Origin of the sequence: Plantibacter sp. VKM Ac-2885 (genome assembly GCF_015351205.1) — a bacterium.
In the GTDB taxonomy this organism is placed as follows: Bacteria; Actinomycetota; Actinomycetes; order Actinomycetales; family Microbacteriaceae; genus Plantibacter; species Plantibacter auratus.
The window spans coordinates 1,557,376-1,579,152 of record NZ_JADKSK010000001.1 but is presented as its reverse complement, the minus strand read 5'-3'; the positions used below and the strand labels follow the sequence as shown (position 1 = coordinate 1,579,152).

Below are 21,777 nucleotides of genomic sequence, written 5' to 3'. Positions count from 1 at the left end.
CTCAGTCCTCGTCGGAGACGTAGACCCCGAGCGTCTCGGCGAGGCGCTCCCGCTCCACCGCCCGACGGCCGGCGCCCTTGGCGCTGGCCGTCGTGAGCGTGGCGAGGATGTGCAGGGTGAGCGCGATCCCGATCGAGGAACTCGGGTGGCCGTCCTCGGCACGGCCGAGCACGATCGTCTCGTCGGCGTACGGGGTCAGCGGGGCGTCCGGCGCGTCGGTGATGAGCACGAGGCTGCCTCCCGCCTCGGCGAACGGGACGACGGAGTCGATCGTGTACTTCCGGTACCTCTGCAGCGACACGGCGATCATGACGTCGCTCGTCCGCACGTCGCTGAGGACGTCGAGCGGCCGCACGATGGTGCCGTCGATGAGCGTGACGTTCGCGAGGCCGTAGCTGAGGTCCGCGGCGAGGAGGGACGCGTAGGTGAACGACTTCGACGCCCCGATGAGGAAACGTCGCCGCGCGGAGACGATGAGGGCCGCTGCGCGTTCGAGGGCGCCGTCCGCCTTCGCCGAGGCGAGGGACTCCTCGAACTGCTTCCGTTCCTGTTCGAGGAGCCGGTGCTTCAGGACGGACGCGGAGCGTCGTTCGAGACGCTGCTCCGGGCGTTCGCCGGGGACGGCGGTGTCCTCATCGGTGAGGAAGAGGGTGTCGTCGTTCACGCGCGGTCTCCTTCGCATGCCGTCGCCGGGGTTCGGGCCGGCGCCGTCCGTTCGTGTCGGCAGCAGCACCGACGGCCCGCCGGCAGGTCACCCGGCGAGGTTCCCTTGATGGTAGCGACGGGAAGCGCATACAGGATCTCCGGAACGACAACGATTCGGTGCACACGCGTCCGGTCGGGCGACGGTCAGCGTTCGGGCTCGTCGTCCAGGTCGGGCAGGGTGATCGAGGAGGTGAAGAGGCTCGCGCGCTGCTCGGCCTCGGCACTGCCGCTGAACAGCCCGACCGGCTCGGTGACCGGCCCGCCGCGCTTCGGCACCGGGCGAGGCTCCTGCTCGACCATCTGCACGCGGTTGCGCGGGATCGCCGACGGGTTCTGCGCGAGGATCCACTCGACCATCTGCTCGCGCACGAGGCACCGGAGGTCGAAGAGGGTCGGCGCGTCCACCGCGGTGACGAGGATGCGGATGCGCACGTAGCCGCCGACGGCGTCCGTGACCTGCAGGACCTGTGCCCGGCCGTCCCAGAGGTCGGTGCGGTCGAGGATGCGCTCCAGCTCGGTCCGCATGACCGCGGGGCTCACCCACCAGTCGAGGTCGAACTCGACGGACCCGAGCAGCTCGCTCGTGTTCCGTGTCCAATTCTGGAAGGGCGTGGAGGTGAAGTAGGTGGACGGGAGCACCATGCGGCGATCGTCCCAGATGCCGACGACGACGTAGGTGAGGGTGATCTCCTCGATCCGGCCCCACTCCCCCTCGACGATGACGACGTCGTCGACCCGGATCGCATCGCTGAAGGCGAGCTGGATCCCGGCGAACACGTTCCCGAGGACGGACTGCGCCGCGAGGCCGGCGACGATGCTCACGACCCCGGCGGAGGCCAGCACGCTCGCCCCGACGCCCTGGACGCCGGGGAACGTCAGGAGGATCGACGCGACACCGACGATGACGACGACCGCGATCGCCAAGCGACGGACGAGCGCGAGCTGTGTCTGCATGCGGCGGGCGACCTTGTTGTTCGGGACGTCGATGCGGTACCGGGCCTGGCCGAGCCCGATGACGAAGGCGAGCAGCGCGGCGACCAGCCATGTCGCTGCGGCGATGACGGCGATCCGGAAGGTCTGGTCGATGAACCCACGGGCGGTCTCATCGGGAAGCGTCGCCGCAACCGCCGGCCACACGGCGACCAGGATCACGAGGGCCCGGAAGGGGTGCCTGGCACTTCCGGCGAGCGCACCCGGCCAGTCGCTCCGCCGCGCCGCCATCCGGAAGGAGACCGACACGATCACGATGACGACGAGCGCTGCGATCAGCGCTATCCCGGCCGCTGCGGCGACACCCCACCAGCTCTGCCAAACGAACATCCATGCCTCCTCGAGCCGGTCGTGCACCATGTGTTCCTCCGCCGACCGATGCCGTACGGCGCAAGCGTCCAGCGTAGGGGCGGGTGCATGCCGCGCTCGACCGCTTGCGCGGCCTGCCACGAACCTCTCAGGCCGAGTTCACGTGGCCGGCGCGTCCCACGTGAACGGAGCGAACCTCCCCGTTCACCGAGGTGACGCGGCCCAGACTGCCCTTCGACAGGCTCAGGGACCGAGACATGGCGGGCAAACCTCTTCCGGTCACTGAGCCTGTCGAAGTGCCCACGAGGACGCCTCATCATTCCGGGCACACCTCCCCCGATCACTGAGCTTGTCGAAGTGCCCACGAACAGGCCTCATCGTTCCGATTCAGTGCGGGTGCACCTCTTCCGGTCACTGAGCTTGTCGAAGTGCCTACGAATGCTCTTCGACAGGCTCAGGGACCGGAGGGGGCCGCTCAGGGACCGGAGGGGGCTGCTCAGGGACGGCGAGGGTTGCTCGGGGACCGGAGGGGGCTGCTCAGGGACGGCGAGGGTTGCTCCTCGGGGACCGGGGTGAAGCCGGGTGCACCTCTCCCGGTCACTGAGCCTGTCGGAGTGCTCGCGAGAGGCCTCCCGGGCGGGGTGCCTCCGTCAGCGGTACACCGAGAGGCCCGCCGCGGCCCCACTGCTTGAACGGTCCGCCGAGAACCGATCAGCCCGGCAGGACCTCGTGCGGATACTCGGCCGACCGGTGCTGGAACTCGGTGATCGCCGGGTTGAGGATGACGCCGTCCTGGATCTCGACGGCCCGCTGGACGGTCAGGCTGTCAACCCAGGCGGCCGGTCCGGCCAGGACGGTGGGCAGGAACGGCAGCAACGCCTCGCTGTTCTCCCAGCTGGACGAGTTCCACAGCAGCGAGGGGCTGTGGTCGACCGCGTAGTAGTTGATCTCCCCGGGCCCGACGGTGAACATCGGGTCGTCGAACCCGGTCGTGCGCGCCCACTCGAAGGCCATCCCCTCGTCGCAGGAGACGTCCACGATGAGGCTCCCGGGCCGGAACGCACCGAGGTCGTCCTCGCGGAGGTAGAGCAGTGGTGCGTTGGGGTCCTGCAGCGTGCAGTTGACGACGATGTCACTCTCGGCCAGGAAGGGCGCGAGTGGCACGCGACCCTCGTCGGTGATGACCTCGCTCAGGTACGGGCCGTCGTCGTGGTCGAACTGGATCATGCGGGCGGAGTGGATGGGCGCCGCGACCGCCGCGACCCGGCGGTTGGTGAGCACGCGCACGTCGTGGATCCCATGGGCGTTGAGCGCGGTCACGGCACCTCGGGCGGTCGCGCCGAAGCCGATGACCACGGCGGTCAGGCGACGGCCGTAGCTGCCGGTGGAGCCGCAGAGCTCCAACGCGTGGATCACCGAGCTGTAGCCGGCGAGTTCGTTGTTCTTGTGGAAGACGTGCAACCCGAAGCTGCCGTCGGCGGCCCAGTGGTTCATCGCCTCGAAGGCGATCAGCGTGAGCCGTTTGTCGATCGCGAGCTGCGTCAGCGCGGAGTCCTGGACGCAGTGCGGCCAACCCCAGAGCGTCTGCCCGTCGCGGAGCTCCTGGACGTCCTCGAGCTGCGGTTTCGGCAGGAGGACGACGTCGGCCTGCTCGATGACCTCGGCGCGCGTCGCGAACGAGCGGACGTAGGGGGCGATCTCTTCGTCGGAGACGCCGAACCGGGCACCGTAGCCGTGCTCCACGACGATCCGAGACCGGAACTCCTCCGGGATGCGCTCGAAGTGCGCCGGGTGGATCGGCACGCGTCGTTCGTCAGGTTTCAGCGAGGTGCCGATCACCCCGAGGACGGCGTCGTGCTGCACGGTCGGTTCGGATGCTGCTGGCATGACTGCTCGTCCCGTTCACGGGAACCGAAGCGGCGCCGTGCTCCCGACCGTACAGGACGCGGGGCGCCGCCGACACGGGACAGGGAGCTGCCGACACCCGGAAACACGACAACCCCACACCGTGAGGTGCGGGGTTGTCGTTGCAGCTGGTGGACCCAAGGGGATTCGAACCCCTGACCCCCTCGATGCGAACGAGGTGCGCTACCGGACTGCGCCATGGGCCCAACTACTCGTCCAGGCTAGCAGAACCGGCGAGCCGTTTCGAACCGGCCGCGCTAGTCCTCGTAGGGGTTCGGGCCGTCGTCGACCGGCATGCTGCCGTCCTTCGGATTGGCGGCGATGAGGGCAGCGAGGTCGAGATCGCGGAACCAGCGGAGCCGCTGGCTCCGGGCACGCCGATAGTGCTCGTCGACGACCGGCTCGTCGAGGACCCGGTCGAGCTTCGCCTGGATGGCGCGCTCCAGGTCGCCCCACGCACGCTCACGAGCGGATTCCGCGATCGCCGCGACGAACTCCTCGTCCTTGCTCACCCGACGGAGTTCGGCGGCGAGCCCCGAGTACACCTCGCGGCGACGGGATAAGGCGCTCAGGTCACCCGCGCGGTAGTCGTGCTGGTGACGAGCACTCCCCCGCCGCTGGAACGCCGTCTGGCGCGCCTCCCGTGCGAGGTCGGCGTACTCCTCCTGCTCGTCAGCCATGCGACCCAGCTCGCGCCGGACCGCCGCCTGCGTCGCCTCGGCGTCGTAGGACGCGCCGTCGCGGAGTGCTCGCTCGATGATCCAGTTCGTGACCTCGACCACGGTCCAGGACCGCGCGATGAGGAGGCCCTCCTCGACCGCGTGCTCGACCGGCGGCGGAGCCACCTCAGGGGGCGCGACGTAGGGCTTCATCGGCTTCCGCCGGCTCTTCCGCCACACGCCCATGGTCACCTTTCGCGTTCCAGGGCGTCGACGAGAACCGAGCGACGAACCCCCTCCACGAGTCTATCCGTCGCCGGTGACCGGTTCATGAACGACCGGTCGGGCGCGTTCGGGGCTCAGCCCGCGGCGCGGCGACGCTGCAACAGGGTGGATCCGCCGGCGGCGATCTCGCCCTCGTCGATGACACCCATCGAGGCGAAACGGCTCGGGGCCGGCTGCGGTTCGACGCGCTCGGGCTGCGGAGCGGCGACGGGCTCCGGACGACGAACGATCGTCGGCACGACCGGCGCGAGACGCTCGGCGCGGGACGCGATGGCCTCCTGCATGGCCGCCTGGCGCAGGCGGTCGTAGGCGTCGGCCTTGGCCAGCTCGGCGGCAGCCGAGGAACCCTCGGAGAGGTGGAGCGGCTTCGGGATGGACGTCGGGGTCCACGTCTGCGCCTGCGACGCCGCCTTGACGGGCTCGTTGTACTCGAAGAGCGCCGACTCGACACGCCTGGTCGTGACCGCGACCGCCGGTACCGGCGCGACGGCACGGTGGGCGATGCGCGACATCCGAGAGAGCGCAGAGAGTGCGAGCAGACCGACGACCGTTGACGAAATACCGAGGACGAGACCGCCACCCGCGAGGAACGCGGTCACGCCGGAGCAGAACCCGATGATGGAGGCGACCAACACGGTGGTCGCGAGCAGCCTGGAGCGACGACGGCTTCGCGCGAGCTTCGCCGCTCGGGCGTTGCGCTGCACGGCACGGGATGCGGCAGCGGCCGCACGACGAGCATCCTCCGCGGCACGGGCGGCGGCTTCGGCCTGCACGGCCCTGGCCTCCTCCTCGCGGCGGATGCGATCGGCTTCGGCGAGTTCGACGCGCGCCGCGGCCTCGGCCGTCGCCTTCGTCCTGGCCTCGAGCTGCTTGAGGAGCTTGCGCTGCGCGGCGACCTCACGCGACGTCGCCTCGAGCCGGACGGCCTCCGGGACCTCAGCCGTCTCGGCGAGCACACGGAGCGTCTGCTGCAGCCGGATCGCGTTGCGCTCGCTGGCGGAGAACTGACTGTCACGCACCCACGACGGCACCAGGTACACCAGCCACAGCATCGCTGCGACCAGAATGATCACCCCACCGCTCAGGAATCCGCCGTCCATGTCCCTGACCGTAGCGGGTCGATGACCTGAGACCGATCAACAGGTGGGTGTGTCCCCGGATGGAGGGGGAAAACGGCTACCGGGTCAGCGGGTGGGGAAGGGTGCCGCGGCCGCGAGACGGTCGGCCTCGGGGATCACGCACGCGTCCTTCGGGACCTGTCCGTCCAACCACCGGTTCAGGACGCCGCCCGGGACCTCTTCACGGACGAGGCCGAAACAGAAGTGGTCGCGCCAGTCGCCGTCGATGTGGATGAAGCGGCGTCGCAGTCCCTCGTACCGGAACCCGAGCTTCTCGACGACCCGCAGGCTCGGAGCGTTCTCGGGCCGGATGCAGATCTCCAGACGATGGAGCTGCAGGGCGGTGAAGCAGTGGTCGGTGGCCAGGGCAGTCGCGATCGGTGTGGCACCGAGACCCGCGAACCGCTGGGAGACCCAGTAGCCGATCGACGCCGAGGCCAACGAACCGTAGGTGATGCCGGAGACGTTGAGCTGGCCGGCGAACTCACCATCGACCTCGATGACGAACGGGAGGCCGGCACCCGAGCGCGCGTGGTTCTGCAGCGACCGGATCGCCGCACGGCTGTCGGCCGGGACCGGGCCGTAGGGGCTCGTCGCCTCCCAGCGGCGCAACCAGGCACGGTTCTCCGCGAGCTCGCGCTCGAGCGGCCTCGCGTCACGGACCTTGATCGGCCGGATGCTCACTCGCCCACTGCTCAGAACGGGTACGACCTGCGCCACCGTGCCACCCCTCTCGCGTTCTGTGGTGAGCCTAGTGGAGCGCTCACCGATGCACCGACACGACCGCGCCCCGAGATCCGCTGCTGCGGAGCCGGGGCGCGTCGTGTGTCGTCGGGTGGACTCAGTCGAGGTCCCCGGCGAAGTCCTTGAGCCACGGACGCAGCTCGGGACCGAGGTCTTCGCGGTCGACGGCGAGCTGCACGATCGCCTTGATGTAGTCGAGGCGGTCGCCCGTGTCGTAGCGACGGCCACGGAAGATGACGCCGTAGACGCCGCCCGTGCCCTCGACGTCGGCGGCCATCTCCTGGAGCGCGTCGGTCAGCTGGATCTCGCCGCCCTTGCCCGGCTCGGTGCGCTCGAGGATCTCGAACACCTCGGGCTTCAGCACGTAGCGGCCGATGATGGCGAGGTTGGACGGGGCGTCCTCCTTCGCAGGCTTCTCGACGAGGCCGGTCACCCGCACGACGTCGGCGTCGTCGGTGGCCTCGACGGCCGCCGCACCGTACATGTGGATCGAATCGGGGTCGACCTCCATGAGGGCGATGATCGTCGCGTTCCGCTTGTCCTGCTCGTCGAGCATGCGCTCGAGGAGGACGTCGCGGGCGTCGATCAGGTCGTCGCCGAGGAGCACGGCGAAGGGCTCGTTGCCGACGTGGCGCTTGGCCCGCAGGACGGCGTGGCCGAGGCCCTTCGGGTCTCCCTGGCGCAGGAAGTGGATGTCGGCGAGCTCACTCGACTCGTTGACCTTCTCGAGGCGCTGGGTGTCGCCCTTCTTCGCGAGGTTGAGCTCGAGCTCGGTCACGCGGTCGAAGTGGTTGGCGAGGGCGTTCTTGTTGCGGCCGATGATCATGAGCACATCGGCGAGCCCGGCGCTGACGGCCTCCTCGACGACGTACTGGATGGCCGGCTTGTCGACGACGGGGAGCATCTCCTTCGGCAGGGCCTTCGTCGCCGGAAGGAACCGGGTGCCGAGACCTGCTGCGGGGATGACTGCTTTGGTAACACGAGTGGTCATGAGGGAAAACCTATCGTGTGGAGTCGGGGAAGTCGCCGAATACCCCCTCGATCGAGGGTGAAATCCCCTGAACCCCTGGACGAGGCGACGGATGTCGGCTATGACGTCGGGCAACGAGCCGGGCGCGACGACGAGCCGTTTAGAATGGGTCGCATGACGAGCCCCGCCGAACACGAGAAACGAGCGCTGCGCGCCGAGCTCCGTGAGCGGCGGGAGCTGCTCACCTCCCTGGAGAAGGAGCGGTCGACCACCGGCCTGACGGACAACCTCCGAGCCCTCGTCTCCCGCTTCGGCGCGACCTCCATCGCCTGCTACCTCTCCTCCCCGAGCGAGCCCGACACCCGTCCCTTCCTCCAGTGGGCGCAGGAGGCGGGCATCCGCATCCTGTTCCCCATCACCCGCACCGACGGGCTCCTCGACTGGACGATCGGCGAGGAGGGCATCGAGACGGTGGGATTCGCCGGCACCCCCGAGGTCGTGGGTACCACCCTCGGTCCCATCGCGATCAACGACGTCGACCTCATCCTCGTCCCCGCGGCCGCCGTCGACGCCCACGGCATGCGCATGGGCTGGGGTCGCGGGTACTTCGACAAGACGCTCGGCTCGATGGAGCGCTGCCCACCCGTCTACGCCGTGCTGTACGACACCGAGATCCTCGACGAGGTCCCGAGCGAGATCCACGACGAACCCGTCGGCGGTGCCGTGACCCCGAGCCGCATCCTCGACTTCGACCAGGTCCGACCGCGCCGCTGAGCGCGCCGACCCACCACATCCCAGGAGACCCCGTGCCCACCTACGCCTACCGCTGCACCGAGTGCGGCAACGCCTTCGACGTCCAGCAGTCCTTCACCGACGACTCCCTCACCGAGTGCCCGGCGTGCTCCGGCAAGCTGCGCAAGCTGTTCAGCGCGGTCGGTGTCACGTTCAACGGCTCCGGCTTCTACCGCACGGACTCCCGCGCCGGTGCCGTCAAGGGCTCGAGCTCCATCCCGGCCTCCTCGAAGTCCTCGGAGGGGTCGTCGAGCTCGTCCTCCTCGGACACCAAGGGCGGATCCTCCTCCTCGGGCGGCTCCTCCAGCTCCGGCTCCAGCGCCACACCGGCCTCCGCCGGGAGCGCCACGTCCTGAGCCGGTAGCGTAGCCAGGGTCCTGCCCATCCCCGATCCTCAGGGAGACCCCATGCTCAAAGGCTTCAAGGAGTTCATCCTCCGCGGCAACGTGATCGACCTGGCCGTGGCCGTCGTGATCGGGGCCGCGTTCACCGCCATCGTCAACTCGCTCGTCGAGAACATCTTCAACCCGCTGCTCGGAGCACTCTTCAAGGCGGAGAGCCTGAAGGAAGCCTTCGTCGTCTCGATCCCGACCCTCGATGGGAAGACGGCCGATCTGCAGTTCGGTGCGTTCCTCGGCGCGGCGATCCAGTTCGTGCTCGTCGCCGCCGTCGTCTACTTCGTCATCGTCCTGCCGATGAACCACTTCAAGCGCATCACGACGAAGCCGACCGTCGCCGACGAGCCGGCAGCACCGAGCGAGCTGTCGCTCCTCACCGAGATCCGCGACGTCCTGAAGACGGGCACGAGCGCTCCGCTGCCGCCCGCACGCGACGACACGACCGACGGCCGCTAGTCCGGCTCGTCCAGCAGCACCGACGTCCCGTCCCGCTCACCAGTGGGGCGGGACGTTGCGTTGCAGCTCGTCGTCGTTGCCACCGCCGCCCGCGGGCTTGGCGGTGCCACCCCAGGCGGCGTCAGTGTCCTCCGCCGCCTTGACGGGATCGGCCGGCAGCTGCGGCGCGGGATCCGTCCCGGGAGCACCGGGCCGGATCGCCCGCCTCGATCCTCGGGGACGGACGATCCGTGGCTCCTGATCGTCCTGCATGATCAGTGTCCGACCATCAGTGGCGTGGGACCTGCACGGCGATCGGCGCGGTGTCGAGGTGCTCGGTCGTGTTCAGCCCGAGCACACCGGCCACGCGCTGCGCGACCGCCTCGGCGTCGGCGAAGAGGTCGAAGCTGTGCACGCGGACGTAGTGCCAGCCGAGGCGGCGCAGGACGTCGGGACGGAGCCGCAGCGACTCCCGGAGGCTCGCGTCACCCAGTTCCTCGTCGCACTCGACGACGACGGCTCGGCCACCCCACGAGGCGACCAGGGCGAGCTTGCCGCGGTAGCCCATGTCGACCCGCATCCCGAGCGTCTCCAGGCGCGTCGCGAGGTCGACGAGCATCGGCTCGGCCTCGTGCGTCGCCTGATCCTCGGAGGCGCGTCGCGACGTGTCCGTGAGGATGCGTGCGAGCGCGAGGATGCCGTGCTGGATCCGGTTCTGGTCGAGGTCCTCGGGGCGGACACACGAGACGATCACCATGGACCGCCGTGCGCGTGTCATGCCGACCGCGAGCAGCCGGTCGCCGCCGGGCTGACCCAGCGCGCCGAAGTCGGACAGGACCCGTCCGTGCGGCGTGAGGCCGTACCCGATCGAGAAGATGACGCGGTCGCGGCTCTCGGCCACGGACTGCTCGAGCGTCAGGACGGTGAACGGTTCCGCCCGCTCGCGCAGGAGGAAGTCGGAGAGGTCGGCACGACGGGAGAACGCTGCGAGGACCGCCTGCTGGACCCGGACCGCGTGCTTGTCGCTCGCGGTCACGACCATCAGGGATTCCTTCGGCCGGTTCGAGGCGTGCTCGAGGACGAGTTCCACGACCCGTTCGACCTCGACGTCGACGCTCTCCACCGCTCCGGTGACCGGGTCGGGCATGCCGAGCCCGCCGGGCACGTAGTCGAGGCTCAGGCTGCCGTGGCCCAGGAACGAACCCGCCCAGGGCAGGGAGTCGATCTGGCCGCCGTAGAACCGCTCGTTGACGAGTTCTGCGAGGTCCTCGCCTCCCGCGCGGTAGGAGCGCGTGAGCATGAGGGTCGGCAGGACCGAGCTCAGCTGTTCGAGCGCCGACTCACGGTGCAGTTCGGCGATGTCGGCGTGCTGCTCGGGGGTCGCCTCCTGATCCGTCAGACGGATCTCGAAGGGCGACGGACTCTGCGTGACGGGGTCACCGAAGGCGACGACCTGACGCGCACGACGGATGGCGTCCACGTTCTCGGCGAGGAGCGTCGCCCCCGCGTCGACGAGGAAGACGGCGTCGAAAGACGCGCTCTCGGGGATGCGAGGCACCTCGTACGGCGAGACGAGCCAGACCGGCGCGAGGACGCGCGACAGCGTCGGGGCCGCCTGCTCGAGCTCGGCCGCTCGGAGCGGTCGATCGCGCTTGAGGAGCGATCGGAGCGCCATGCCTTCGGTGGCGTGGTCGACGAGACCGATCTTCCAGGTGTCGGCCAGGAGCGAGGCGAGGAGCTGCCCGGAGGCGGAGGCGTGCGCCTCGTCCACCAGCCGGAAGTCGGACTCGAGACGCTCGACGACGCTCGTGTTCGCGCCGAGCAGACCGCGATCCTCGGTGAGCACGAGTTCGAGCATCGACTGCCACCACGCGAGTTCGAGCTCGTCGGCGAGCCGCGTCCGCGGCACATGCCGCTGGGACAGGTCGATGATGAGCTCGCCGAGACCCTGCTCGCGGAGGCCGGCGAGGATCGCGGTGCGCTCCTGGAGGTTGTGGAGGACCTCCGACTCGGCGGCGAGTTCGGAGATCGTGCGGACGAGACTCGGGATCGCGAGGCGTCCGAGGCGGTCCGGGGTGTCGGCGATGCCGAGCGGCTGGTCGACCAGCTCGAGCTTCGCGGCGACCGTCTGGTACGCCTGCTCGACGTCCGCGATGCCGAGCGGCACCTCGGGCGGCGCGCCGGTCGTCACGTAACGCTGCCACAGGGTGCGCTGCTGCTGGATCCGACGGAGGGCGGCGTTCATGTCGGGCACGTGTGCGCCGGGCCGCAGGTACTCCTTCGCCAGGGCTTTCAGTCGCCGACGGCTCGCCGACGACATCGCGGCGGAGTCTTTCCGCGGGCTCGTCGCGACGATCAGGTCGGCGAGCGACCGGTCGAAGACGTCGGGCTGGAAGCGGTCGAGCGTCTCCCGGATGTCCGCGAGGAGTCGCAGGTAGATGCCCAGCTCGTCGATGGACTCGAACGGCCGCATCTGCGTCTGCCCGATGAGCCCGTACGCGCGCTCCAGGAGCTGCGGCAGGTCCTTACGGTGCAGGCGCTTGGCGAGGTCGTGGGTCTCCTGGGCTTCCGCGGTCGTGTCGAACGACGCGCCGTACCAGGGCGAGTCGCCCGGTCCGTAGCGGAATTCACCGAGGGCGGCCGCGCCTTCGAGCGCCTCCGCCGCGCGGGAGCGGCCCGCTGCGAGTCCGACGAGCGTCTGGCGGTCGAGTCGGACCAGGGTTCCCGGAGGGTGCGGCAGCTTGGAGAGCTTCGAGAGCGCTTCGAGTGCGTCGATGACCGAGACCCGCAGATCGGGGTCCTTCGCCTGCAGCGAGGTGCGGTAGTCGATGAGGACCCGACGCAGCCGGACGAGCGCGTCGTCGACCTCGCCGACCTGCGGCGGGATCGCCCGCTCGTTACGCGTGATCGCCTGGATGAGGTCGCGGCGGAGGGTCGACGGCGAGGCGCACAGCCCGGGCAGACCGACCTTGGTCAGGCGGTGGCGGATGCCCTCGAGCGTGGAGCGGCGCGGGCTGACGACGAGGACGCGCTTGTGCTGCGACGCGAGCACGCCGATCGCGTTCACGATGGTCTGCGTGCCGCCCGTGCCCGGAAGCGTCGTGACGACGAGCGAGTTGCCGGCACCGATCTGCGCGATGACGTTCTCCTGCTCGACGTCCGCGTCGAGCAGCAGGGTGTCGGTCGACGGCGGGCGGTCGTCCTGGCCCGGCGCGTCGACGGGCGTGAAGCTGCTGCGCACGAGGCCGACCGCACCCTCGTCGCCGGCGACGGCGTCGAGGATCGGGTGGTCGAGCTTGGCGGCATCGTCGAGCAGGGAGTGACCGACGGCGGCGAACGACGAGACGAGCAGACGCGGCTGGACGGTGAACCATTCGAGCCCCGCGGCGAGCGAGCGGAGGCGGTCGATGACGGGCTGCGGCTTGAAGACCCCGCCCGATTCGCTCAGCGCGACGAACTCGTCGGGATCGAGGACGATGCCGAACTGCTCGCGGAGGGCGCGGACGAGTTCCGGGTTCGCGGTCGTGGCGCCGCGCAGCTTGACCTCGTAGTCGCGACCGTACCGGCGGATGGCCAGCGGCCGGAGCAGGACCGGCGCGCTGAAGTCCTCACCCTGGTGCGTCCACTGGGCGAGACCGACGGCGAGGTGGACGGCGTCGATGCCGCGGACGGTGGAGAGCTCGATGCCCTTCGTCGTGATGCGGTCGGCGGCGCGCTTCGCACCGCGGAGCGCGATCTCGTCGCGGATGAGGTTCGACAGCAGCGTCGACTTGCCCGAGATGAACTGCGGCAGACCACCGGGATGCGTCGAGCTGAGCTCCACCCGGGTCGTCGGGGCGTCCACGAAGTGGAGCAGCGGCGATGGGCCGCCGACCGTGCTGAGCTGCCGACGCCAGGCGTGCAGCGCCGTGTCGACCACGCCTGCCGATGCCGCCACGGGACCCTCGCGGAGTTGCGCCTCCGCTGCTTCCCGTTCGACTCCGGACGTCACGTCGCCGTCATCCCGTCTCTTCTCTAGCCGCCACACACTTGCACCATACGTGCCCGGTAGTGGAAACACCGGGAAGCGGTGCGGTTTTTCGCCGAGTCCGCCGAGGAAATGTGCGACGCGCGCGTCGTCCGAGGGTCAGGAGACGCCGAGGAGGCCGGAGAGCACCATCACCGCGGTGCCGCGCAGGACGATGTCGGCGCCCTGCTCGCTCATCCGGATCTGCACGCCGCCGTGGAACTCGGTCATCGTGCGCGCCCGCACGGTCTCGATCGCCGCGTCGAGGAGCACGCCGGCGAGCAACTCCTCCGGGCCGCTCACGACGATCTCCGAGAGGTTCAGCGCACCGACGATCGCGGCGAGCGAGACACCGAGGCGCTCCCCCGCGGCGCGCAGGATCTCCTCGCGACGCTGCTCGACCTCCGCGGTCGGAAGATCGCTCGCCTCGGCCGCCGCGAGGAGCTCGCGCAGGTGCGGCACGGCGAGCCAGGCCTCGAGGCACCCGCGCTTCCCGCAGGCGCACAGCGGCCCGCCGTCGGTGCCGACGACCACGTGGCCGATCTCACCGGCGGCGAACCGGCTCCCGAAGAGCGGGTGGCCACCCACGAGCAGCCCCGCCCCGACGCCGTTCCCGACGCTCACGAGCATGAGGTCGCCGTCCGCCCCGCCGAAGCTGTACTCCGCGAGCACCGCGGCATTGGCGTCGTTCGCGACGAGGACCGGCACCTGGGCGACCTGCTCGATCGCCCCCTGGAGGTCGACGTCGGTCCAGCCGAGGTTCGGGGCGCTGCGGACCGTGCCGGTCATGTCGACGACGCCGGGCGAACCGACCCCGATGCCCAGCACCTCGACCGTCGCCTCCTCGACGAGGTCTGCGGCGAGCGCGACGGCCTTCGCGATCGCGTCCACCCCCGTGGCACCGTCGAGCGGCACCTCGAGCATCGTCACGACCTCGCCGTCGAGGGTCAGCACAGCACCTCTGAACACCTCGGTGTCGGAGAGGTCGAGGCCGACGATCTGGAACTCGTCGCGGTTGATGTCGATGAGCGTGGCGGGCTTGCCCGGGCGAGAGGTCTCGCGGAGGCCGACCTCGACGATGAGGTTGTCCGCGATGAGCGAGGCGACGAGGTCGGAGATGCTCACCCGGGTCAGGCCGGTGGCTCGGGCGATGTCGGCGCGACTCATGGCCCCGCTGGCGAAGAGGGTCTGGAGGACGAGCGCCCGGTTGTGACCACGGGCGTGCTCCGGCAGGACCTTCGCATTCGGCCGCAGCCGCCGCGCCGGGGTGTACGAGAAGGATTCGATCCGCTCCGACGCGATCCCGCCGCCGCTTCCGAATCCACCAGCACTCATGCGATAAGTAAAGCAGGCTGCGCCTCATCGTGCGGCACCGCGATGTCACCCGATGGTCACCGACACGTCGCCCGCCGGGCACCGCTGCGACCCGTACGACGCGGAGCATCATGGGTGTGAGGATCGCAATCGTGACCGAGTCGTTCCTGCCGCAGATGAACGGCGTCACCCACTCCCTGCTCCGCATCATGGAGCACTTCGCGGACCGAGGGGACGAGGTGCTCGTCATCGCCCCCGGCGCCGGAGCCTCGACGCCGCGACTCCACGAGGGCTTCCGGGTGGACGGCGTCCCGTCGATCCCGCTCCCCCGCTACCGGAACGTGCGGGTCGCCGCCGGCGGGGTCGGCCGGATCACGGAGCTCCTCCGCGGCTTCCGCCCCGACGTGGTGCACCTGGCCTCGCCGTTCGTCCTCGGCTGGCGCGGTGTCCAAGCCGCCGAGCGCCTAGGCGTCCCGACCGTCGCCGTGTACCAGACCGACATCCCGGCCTACGCCGGACGGTACGGATTCCCGGTCGCCGAAGCGTTGCTGTGGCAGCACGTCGAGCGCCTCCACGGCCGGTCGACGCTCACGCTCGCGCCGTCACGGCAGTCGATCGCTCAGCTGGAGGCGCACGCCATCCCGCGGGTCCGCCTGTGGGTGCGCGGCGTCGACGCCGTGCGGTTCTCCCCGGAGCGGCGCAGCGAGGCCTGGCGTCGTTCCGTCGCTCCCGGCGGCGAACGGATCGTGGGCTACGTCGGTCGGCTCGCGGCCGAGAAGCAGGTCGAGGACCTCGCTGTGCTCGGTGGGCTCCCGGGCGTCAAGCTCGTCATCGTCGGCGAGGGGCCGCTGCGTGCCTCGCTCGAACAGCGGCTCCCGAACGCGGTCTTCACCGGATTCCTGGGCGGCGAGGAGCTGGCGGTCGCGATGGCGGGACTGGACGTGTTCGTCCACCCCGGCGAGTCGGAGACCTTCTGCCAGACCATCCAGGAGGCGATGGCCTCTGGCGTACCCGTCGTCGCGACCGGTCGAGGTGGGCCGGTCGACCTCGTGGACTCCAGCCGCACCGGGTGGCTCTACGAACCCGGCAGGCTCGAACAGCTGCGCGGGTTCGTCCAGGACCTCGTTGGCGACGAGGTGAAGCGGGCGGCGTTCGGTGCCGCGGCTCGGGCAGGCGTCCTGCCGCGCAGCTGGAAGAGCGTCAGCAGCGCCCTGATCGGGCACTACAGTGACGCCATCGAGCTGCACGAGGGCGCTCGGGCACGGCGGAGTGGTCTCGACCCGCGTGTTCAGGTGCCTCGGGTCACTCGCCCGGGTACCGGACGCCGATCTGGCGCCTGACCTCGTCGAGGGTCTCCATGATCGCGACCGTCTCGGCGAGCGGCATGATGTCACCGGAGAGGCGGCCCTCGGAGGCGAGCCGTTCGAGCTCCCACGCCTGGAAGTGCATCCCACGGCCGTCCACCTCGGAACGGTAGGTCTCCACGACCTCGCCGTCGGTGCCGAACACCCGGAAGGTCGTCGCCGTGTACCAGACGCGGTCGAACTCGATCCAGCCGTCGGTCCCGACGATGGCCGCGCGGTTCGGGCCGACGGTGTTGCTCGCCGACAGGGTGTTCGCCACCTGGCCGTCCGCGTAGCCGAAGAGGGTCGCGACCTGCATGTCCGCCCCCGTGTCGCGGAGCGCGGCCGTGGCCTGGATCGTCGTCGGGGTCCCGAAGACGGACGATGCGAAGGAGACCGGGTACACGCCGAGGTCGAGCAGCGCGCCGCCGCCCAGCTCGAGGTTGTTCATGCGGTGCTCCGGGTCGTCCGAGAGCAGTTGGGTGTGATCGGCGACGAGGCTGCGCGGCTGCCCGATGACGCCGTCGGCAAGCAGCTCGCGGAGCCGGACCATGTGCGGGAGGAACCGGGTCCACATCGCCTCGAGGACGACCAGGCCACGCTCCGCGGCGAGCGCCACGACCGCCTGCGCCTCGGCGGCGTTGAGGGTGAAGGGCTTCTCGATGAGGACGTGCTTCCCGGCGTCGAGCGCCAACACCGCCTGCTCGGCGTGGAACGGGTGCGGGGTCGCGATGTAGATCACGTCGACCTCGGGGTCGGCGGCGAGTGCCTCGTACCCCACGTGGACGTTCGGGATGTCGAACTCGGCGGCGAACGAGGCGGCGGTCTCGGCGGATCGCGAGGCGACGGCTCGGACGTCGAATCCGTGCCGTCGGAGGTCGGCGGTGAAGCTCTTCGCGACGCCGGCGGGGCCGAGGATGCCCCATCGCAAGCCGGTGGACGGTTCTGCCGCGGGGGTTCCCGTTCCGGTCCGGTCGATGTCCTGCTCCGTCATGGCTCTCCTTCGATGCGCGTTCCAGCAGCCTACTGGAGGGCCTCCGGCGCTCGGGATTTCGGGGCTAGCCCTGCTCGGGCTCGCGGCGCCTCGCCGTAGGCTGAGGGTTCGACCGAGCCCCGCCGACCGCGCTGAGGCCCGGTCCATCCTGGGGGGATGCGTTGTGGGGCCGAAGGAATCGACCGGACGTCGACGTGCGCTGTCGCACGCCCGGAACCTCGCGATCGGCGTCGTCGGTCTCCTCGCCCTGAGCGGCTGCGTCTCGGAGCCGGCCCCGCCTCCGGTGACGGTCGTCGTCACCCAGCAGCCCGACCCGTCGCCCTCGGTCGCCCCGGTCCCCACCTCGACCGCGCGCGACGCCCTGCCTCCTGAACCGGCGCCGATCGTGCCGAACGCGCCGGCGGAACCGGCGGAACCCCTTCCGGAGGGCCCCGCGTTCGACCTCGGGCCGCGGGACGGCGCGCTCGGTCCGGTCGTCTCGGACGCCGATGGCAACCCGCTCACCTACACGGTGGTCGCCGGCGACGTGTTCTTCGACATCGCGCAGCGCTTCGACCTGCCGCAGCAGCAGCTGCTCCGCATGAACCCGTCGATCCCCGGCCTCGGACTCGACATCTACATCGGCGACATCGTCAACCTCGACTGGACGACCACGCGTTGAGCCTCGGCGCCCGCCGGTGTCAGCCGAACGGGATGGTGCCGACGAGCACGCCGACGACGAGCATCACGAGCGAGACGATCGCGGCGCGCCACAGGACCTTCTTGTGGTGGTCGCCGAGGTTCACGCTGGCGAGCGAGACGAGCAGGAGGATGGCCGGCACGAGCGGGCTCTGCAGGTGGACCGGCTGACCGGTGATCGACGCACGCGCCATCTCGACCGGTTCGATGCCGAAGGTCGAGGCGCTCTCGGCCAGCACCGGCAGGATGCCGAAGTAGAACGCGTCGTTGCTCATGAAGAACGTCATCGGGATACTGAGCACCCCGGTGATGACCGCGAGGAACGGACCGAGCTCCGTCGGGATGATGTCGACGATCCAGTCGGCCATGGCGGTGACCATGCCGGTCCCGTTGAGGACACCGATCAGCACACCGGCCGCGAGCACCATCGATACCACGCCGACGATGCTCGGGGCGTGTGCGACGATCTCCTTGGACTGCTGCGCGAGCCTCGGGAAGTTCACCAGGAGGGCGATGGCGGTGCCGACCATGAACACGTAGGGCAACGGGACGAGGTCGAGCACGAGCAACGTCATGACCGCGACCGTGAGCACGAGGTTGACCCAGATGAGTCGCGGGCGCAGGGTGTCGCGCTCGGGGTCGAGCATCGTGTCGGCCATGGCCGTGTCGTCGGGGCGGACGAGGGTCGCGAGGCGCCCACGGGCACTGGTCGAGAAGGTCGTCGACATGCCACCGGTGAGCGGGTGGTCGGCGGGCCCGGAACCCGAAGCCGGTGCTGCGACGCCGGAGGCACCGTCGCCGAGGAGGTCGACGCCCGCGAGGCGCTTGCGCTCCCCCAGCCCCAGGAACCAGGCGAAGGCGAACACGAGGACGAGGCCGGCGGCGAGCGACGGCAGCATCGGGACGAAGATCTCGGTGGGCGAGACGCCCAGGGCCGAGGCAGCGCGGACGGTCGGCCCACCCCACGGGACGATGTTGAGCGTGCCGTTCGCGAGCCCGGCGACGCAGGTGAGGACGACCGGGTTCATGCCGAGCCGCAGGTAGATCGGCAGCATCGCGGCGGTCGTCACGATGAAGGTCGTCGACCCGTCGCCGTCGAGTGACACCGCGCCCGCCAGGAGGGCCGTACCGACGACGATCTTCGCCGGGTCGTTGCCCAGCGCACGGACGATGAACCGGACGAGCGGGTCGAAGAGCCCGACGTCGATCATGATCCCGAAGTACATGATCGCGAACATCAACAGGGCGGCGGTCGGAGCGAGGCTGCCGATCGCCTCGATGACCATGTCGCCGAGCCCGAGTCCGGCGCCGGCGAACAGCCCGAAGACCGTGGGGACGATGATGAGCGCCACCATCGGGGTGAGGCGCTTCGTCATGATCAGCACCATGAAGGTGAGGATCATCGCGAATCCGAGAATGACCAGCATGTCGACTCCTTCGTCTGCGTGCACCGCGGTGTGCACGACGGGACGCCGCGCGGCGACACGGGCGATGGACCGAGCGCGGCGGGCGTTCCCGGAACCGTACGGGAGCGGCACGGAGCTGTCTCGCTTGTGGGCGTTCGGCTCGGATCTGCGGGTTACACCACCTTCTGCGCATTCTGCTCATCACGCGGTCGACGCCGCCCATCGCCCCGGCGACGTACGATCGGAGCCATGATCGGCGAGGAAGCGGAGCTGCCAGGTCGGCGACGGGGCGGGCGCTCCAGCTTCGCGGCGCAGGTGCTCGTGCTGCAGCTGGTCGTCGTCATCGCGGTCGTCGCCGTGTGCACGGGCGTGTTCGCCTGGATGAGCAGCGAGCGCCTCGTGCACGAAGCCCAGTCCACCGCCCTCGCGATCGCCCAGAGTGTCGCGAGCGATCCCGACGTCCGCACCGCCGTGACGCTCGAGGCGCGCACCCCGGGGACGCCGGCGGCGGCCGACCTCCGGACGGGCCCCCTGCAGGAGCTCGGCAGTGAGGTCAGCGCACGGACCGGGGCGCTGTTCGTGGTCATCACCGACGAGCGCGGGATCCGTCTGGCGCACCCCGACCCCGACCAGCTCGGGCTCCGGGTGAGCACCAGTGCGGAAGCGGCCCTGGCCGGGACGGAGTCGGTCTCGTGGGAGACCGGCACCCTCGGCCCGTCCGCGCGCGCCAAGGTGCCCGTCTTCGCCGCCGAGTCCTCCGACACCGGTGGGGCCGTGGTTTCGTCCGGCGCCGGCGAGGTCGTCGGCGAGATCAGCGTCGGGTTCGCTCCACAGCGCGTGTTCGCCGACGTCGTGGGAGAGACCCTGCTGGTCGCGGGCGCAGCGCTGCTCGCGCTGACGATCGGTTTGATCGCTTCGATGCTCATCCGGCGGCGGCTGCGGCGGCTGACTCTGGGCGTCGGACCGGAGGAACTCGCCGCGCTCGTGCAGAACCAGGCCGCGGTCCTCGGTGGGGTCGGCGAAGGCGTCCTCGGTGTCTCGCCGGACGGCATCGTGACGGTGTGCACCGATCAGGCGGCCAGGCTCCTCGACATCGGGGCGGTCGTGGGGCGCCGGTTCGGCGACCCCGACCTGCCCGAGCGACTGGTGGACCTCGTCGTGGACGACTCCGCGACCCCGACCTCGGCCCAGCTCGTCGTCGGGTCCCGCGTCCTCTTCGTCGACGTCCGGCCCGTGTCCCGGGACGGCGTCGACCTCGGGCGGGTGGTCGTCGTCCGCGACCGCACCGACGTCGAAGCGCTCACCCGGCGGCTCGACGCGGTCGCGACGATGACGACCGCCCTCCGCGCACAGCGGCACGAGTTCGCGAACCGGTTGCACGCGATCTCCGGCCTCCTCGAGACCGGGCAGGACGCCGAGGCCCGCGACTATCTCGCCAACGTGCTCGACCACGGACCGCTGAAGTACCCCGTCCAACACGCGGACCGCCTCACCGAGCCCTACCTCCAGGCCTTCCTCGGTGCGAAGGGGGTCGAAGCCGCAGAACGCGGGGTGCTGGTCACCATCGGCTCCGAGACCCTCGTCACCGGCTCCCTGTGCGATCCTGAGGACGTGACCACCGTCCTCGGCAACCTGCTCGACAATGCGGTGAACGCGGCCGTCGCGGGCCGCGTCCGACCGGCCTGGGTGGAGGTCGAGGTCCTCGACCACGGCACCGAGCTGCACTGCTCCGTGATGGACTCGGGCGACGGCGTCGCGGCGACCGGCCAGGACGACGCTCCACCCGCTGCCCCGACCATCGACCACGGCGACCTGGACGACGTCCACGGCCACGGGTTCGGTCTGCCCCTCTCACGCGACATCGCCCGTCGTCGAGGCGGGGACGTCTGGTTGGCCTCCCCCGGCGTCCGTGGCGAACACGGAGCGGTCTTCTGCGCGCGGCTCCCCGGGACGGTCGAGCCGGCGCCGTCCATGGCGGGAGACCGATGATGGCGGCCGATCTCACCGTGCTCGTCGTCGACGACGACTTCCACGTCGCCCGCCTGCACTGCCGGATCGTCGACGAGGTCGACGGGTTCCGTGCGCTCAGTCCTGCCGGGTCGGCAGCCGAGGCCGCACGGAGCATCGCCGCCGAGCCACCCGACCTCGTGCTCCTCGACGGCTACCTTCCCGATCGGAACGGGCTCGAGCTCCTCGTGGACCTCCCGATCGACACCATCGTCGTCTCCGCAGCGTCGGACGGTGCGTCCGTGCGCCGAGCGCTTCGTGCAGGAGCCCTCGGGTACCTGGTGAAACCGTTCCCGCCTCAGGTACTCCAGGACCGGCTCGCCGCCTACGCCCGGTTCCGGAACGTCCTCGACGAGGCGGTGAACGCCGATCAGGAGACGATCGAGCGCGCCCTGCGCATCCTGCACTCCGGCGACGCCGGGGCGACGACCCGGTCGAGATCCGCGACGGAGACGGCCGTCCTCGAAGCGGTGTCGGAGGCGGACGGCGAGCGCTCGGCCGCCGAAGTGGCCGAGCTGGTCGGCGTCTCACGCGCGACGGCGCAACGGTATCTCTCCGCGCTGGCCGCCCGAGGTCTCTTGACGACGCAGCTGCGGTACGGGACCACGGGGCGTCCAGAGCACCGGTACGCGCCGTCAGCCATCGGCCGCTGAGCCGTCCACACGCCGTCGGCTGGGCGATCCCCCCACGACATCGCCCAGCCCGGCACGTGAACCAAC

At 70.3% G+C, this 21,777-nt stretch carries 19 protein-coding genes and 1 tRNA gene; 7 read left to right on the top strand and 13 right to left on the bottom strand.

Features of this window, described 5'->3' with window-relative positions:
- Position 1: 1 nt before the first annotated feature.
- The 8 genes from ITJ66_RS07645 to galU form a co-directional block, all read right to left on the bottom strand.
- Positions 2-664, bottom strand: a complete 663-nt coding sequence (locus ITJ66_RS07645) for a MurR/RpiR family transcriptional regulator (RefSeq protein ID WP_197977484.1) — start codon at positions 662-664, stop codon at positions 2-4.
- Between the two features lie 185 nt (positions 665-849).
- On the bottom strand, positions 850-2,025 hold the full coding sequence (locus tag ITJ66_RS07640) for a mechanosensitive ion channel family protein (protein WP_086474686.1): 1,176 nt from the start codon (positions 2,023-2,025) through the stop codon (positions 850-852).
- 690 nt (positions 2,026-2,715) lie between these two features.
- A complete protein-coding gene (locus ITJ66_RS07635) occupies positions 2,716-3,891 on the bottom strand; it encodes a N(5)-(carboxyethyl)ornithine synthase (RefSeq protein WP_194644263.1) in 1,176 nt (391 codons plus the stop codon).
- A 147-nt stretch (positions 3,892-4,038) separates the two neighbouring features.
- Positions 4,039-4,115, bottom strand: a tRNA-Ala gene (locus ITJ66_RS07630).
- 51 nt (positions 4,116-4,166) lie between these two features.
- On the bottom strand, positions 4,167-4,820 hold the full coding sequence (locus ITJ66_RS07625; RefSeq protein WP_137242059.1) for a hypothetical protein: 654 nt from the start codon (positions 4,818-4,820) through the stop codon (positions 4,167-4,169).
- A 107-nt stretch (positions 4,821-4,927) separates the two neighbouring features.
- Entirely contained in the window at positions 4,928-5,953 is a 1,026-nt protein-coding gene (locus ITJ66_RS07620) for a hypothetical protein (protein WP_194644261.1), read from the bottom strand.
- Positions 5,954-6,037: 84 nt separating this feature from the next.
- Positions 6,038-6,691, bottom strand: a complete 654-nt coding sequence (locus ITJ66_RS07615) for a GNAT family N-acetyltransferase (RefSeq protein ID WP_064296541.1) — start codon at positions 6,689-6,691, stop codon at positions 6,038-6,040.
- Positions 6,692-6,812: 121 nt separating this feature from the next.
- Positions 6,813-7,706, bottom strand: a complete 894-nt coding sequence (gene galU, locus ITJ66_RS07610; RefSeq protein WP_192005327.1) for a UTP--glucose-1-phosphate uridylyltransferase GalU — start codon at positions 7,704-7,706, stop codon at positions 6,813-6,815.
- Positions 7,707-7,859: 153 nt separating this feature from the next.
- Here galU and ITJ66_RS07605 point away from each other — a divergent pair, with 153 nt between their 5' ends.
- Genes ITJ66_RS07605 through mscL form a run of 3 tightly spaced genes read left to right on the top strand, consistent with a single transcriptional unit; the run spans position 7,860 to position 9,331 of the window.
- Entirely contained in the window at positions 7,860-8,459 is a 600-nt protein-coding gene (locus ITJ66_RS07605) for a 5-formyltetrahydrofolate cyclo-ligase (protein ID WP_085511023.1), read from the top strand.
- 32 nt (positions 8,460-8,491) lie between these two features.
- Positions 8,492-8,833: an FmdB family zinc ribbon protein gene (locus ITJ66_RS07600; protein WP_194644259.1), complete on the top strand. Its 342-nt coding sequence runs from the start codon at positions 8,492-8,494 to the stop codon at positions 8,831-8,833.
- Positions 8,834-8,884: 51 nt separating this feature from the next.
- Positions 8,885-9,331 carry a large conductance mechanosensitive channel protein MscL gene (mscL, locus tag ITJ66_RS07595; RefSeq protein WP_175116206.1) on the top strand — a complete coding sequence of 149 codons (447 nt, stop codon included), beginning with the start codon at positions 8,885-8,887 and terminating at the stop codon, positions 9,329-9,331.
- A 36-nt stretch (positions 9,332-9,367) separates the two neighbouring features.
- Here the strand turns inward: mscL and ITJ66_RS07590 are convergent, their stop codons facing one another.
- The 3 genes from ITJ66_RS07590 to ITJ66_RS07580 form a co-directional block, all read right to left on the bottom strand.
- Positions 9,368-9,583 carry a hypothetical protein gene (locus ITJ66_RS07590; RefSeq protein ID WP_079705393.1) on the bottom strand — a complete coding sequence of 72 codons (216 nt, stop codon included), beginning with the start codon at positions 9,581-9,583 and terminating at the stop codon, positions 9,368-9,370.
- A gap of 16 nt (positions 9,584-9,599) precedes the next feature.
- Positions 9,600-13,301, bottom strand: a complete 3,702-nt coding sequence (locus ITJ66_RS07585) for an AAA family ATPase (RefSeq protein ID WP_228501525.1) — start codon at positions 13,299-13,301, stop codon at positions 9,600-9,602.
- A 135-nt stretch (positions 13,302-13,436) separates the two neighbouring features.
- On the bottom strand, positions 13,437-14,651 hold the full coding sequence (locus tag ITJ66_RS07580) for an ROK family transcriptional regulator (RefSeq protein ID WP_194644255.1): 1,215 nt from the start codon (positions 14,649-14,651) through the stop codon (positions 13,437-13,439).
- Positions 14,652-14,767: 116 nt separating this feature from the next.
- Between ITJ66_RS07580 and ITJ66_RS07575 the strand changes: the two genes are divergently transcribed.
- The gene (locus ITJ66_RS07575; RefSeq protein WP_085511022.1) at positions 14,768-15,970 is read left to right on the top strand and encodes a glycosyltransferase family 1 protein; all 1,203 of its coding nucleotides are present in this window, start codon (positions 14,768-14,770) and stop codon (positions 15,968-15,970) included.
- Here ITJ66_RS07575 and ITJ66_RS07570 read toward each other — a convergent pair.
- Positions 15,933-16,967 carry a Gfo/Idh/MocA family protein gene (locus tag ITJ66_RS07570; protein ID WP_192018282.1) on the bottom strand — a complete coding sequence of 345 codons (1,035 nt, stop codon included), beginning with the start codon at positions 16,965-16,967 and terminating at the stop codon, positions 15,933-15,935. The two genes, ITJ66_RS07575 and ITJ66_RS07570, sit on opposite strands and share 38 nt — an antisense overlap.
- Positions 16,968-17,130: 163 nt before the next feature.
- Between ITJ66_RS07570 and ITJ66_RS07565 the strand changes: the two genes are divergently transcribed.
- A complete protein-coding gene (locus tag ITJ66_RS07565; RefSeq protein ID WP_161578542.1) occupies positions 17,131-17,628 on the top strand; it encodes a LysM peptidoglycan-binding domain-containing protein in 498 nt (165 codons plus the stop codon).
- A gap of 19 nt (positions 17,629-17,647) precedes the next feature.
- Here ITJ66_RS07565 and ITJ66_RS07560 read toward each other — a convergent pair whose 3' ends face one another.
- Positions 17,648-19,072, bottom strand: coding sequence for a CitMHS family transporter (locus tag ITJ66_RS07560; protein WP_137242074.1), 1,425 nt, complete (start codon positions 19,070-19,072; stop codon positions 17,648-17,650).
- A gap of 228 nt (positions 19,073-19,300) precedes the next feature.
- Here ITJ66_RS07560 and ITJ66_RS07555 point away from each other — a divergent pair, with 228 nt between their 5' ends.
- The gene (locus ITJ66_RS07555) at positions 19,301-21,040 is read left to right on the top strand and encodes an ATP-binding protein (protein WP_194644253.1); all 1,740 of its coding nucleotides are present in this window, start codon (positions 19,301-19,303) and stop codon (positions 21,038-21,040) included.
- Positions 21,040-21,711 (top strand): response regulator, encoded by a 672-nt coding sequence (locus ITJ66_RS07550; protein WP_137242078.1) that lies wholly within the window; start codon positions 21,040-21,042, stop codon positions 21,709-21,711. Before ITJ66_RS07555 ends, ITJ66_RS07550 begins: the two co-directional genes overlap by 1 nt.
- The last annotated feature ends 66 nt before the right edge of the window (positions 21,712-21,777 follow it).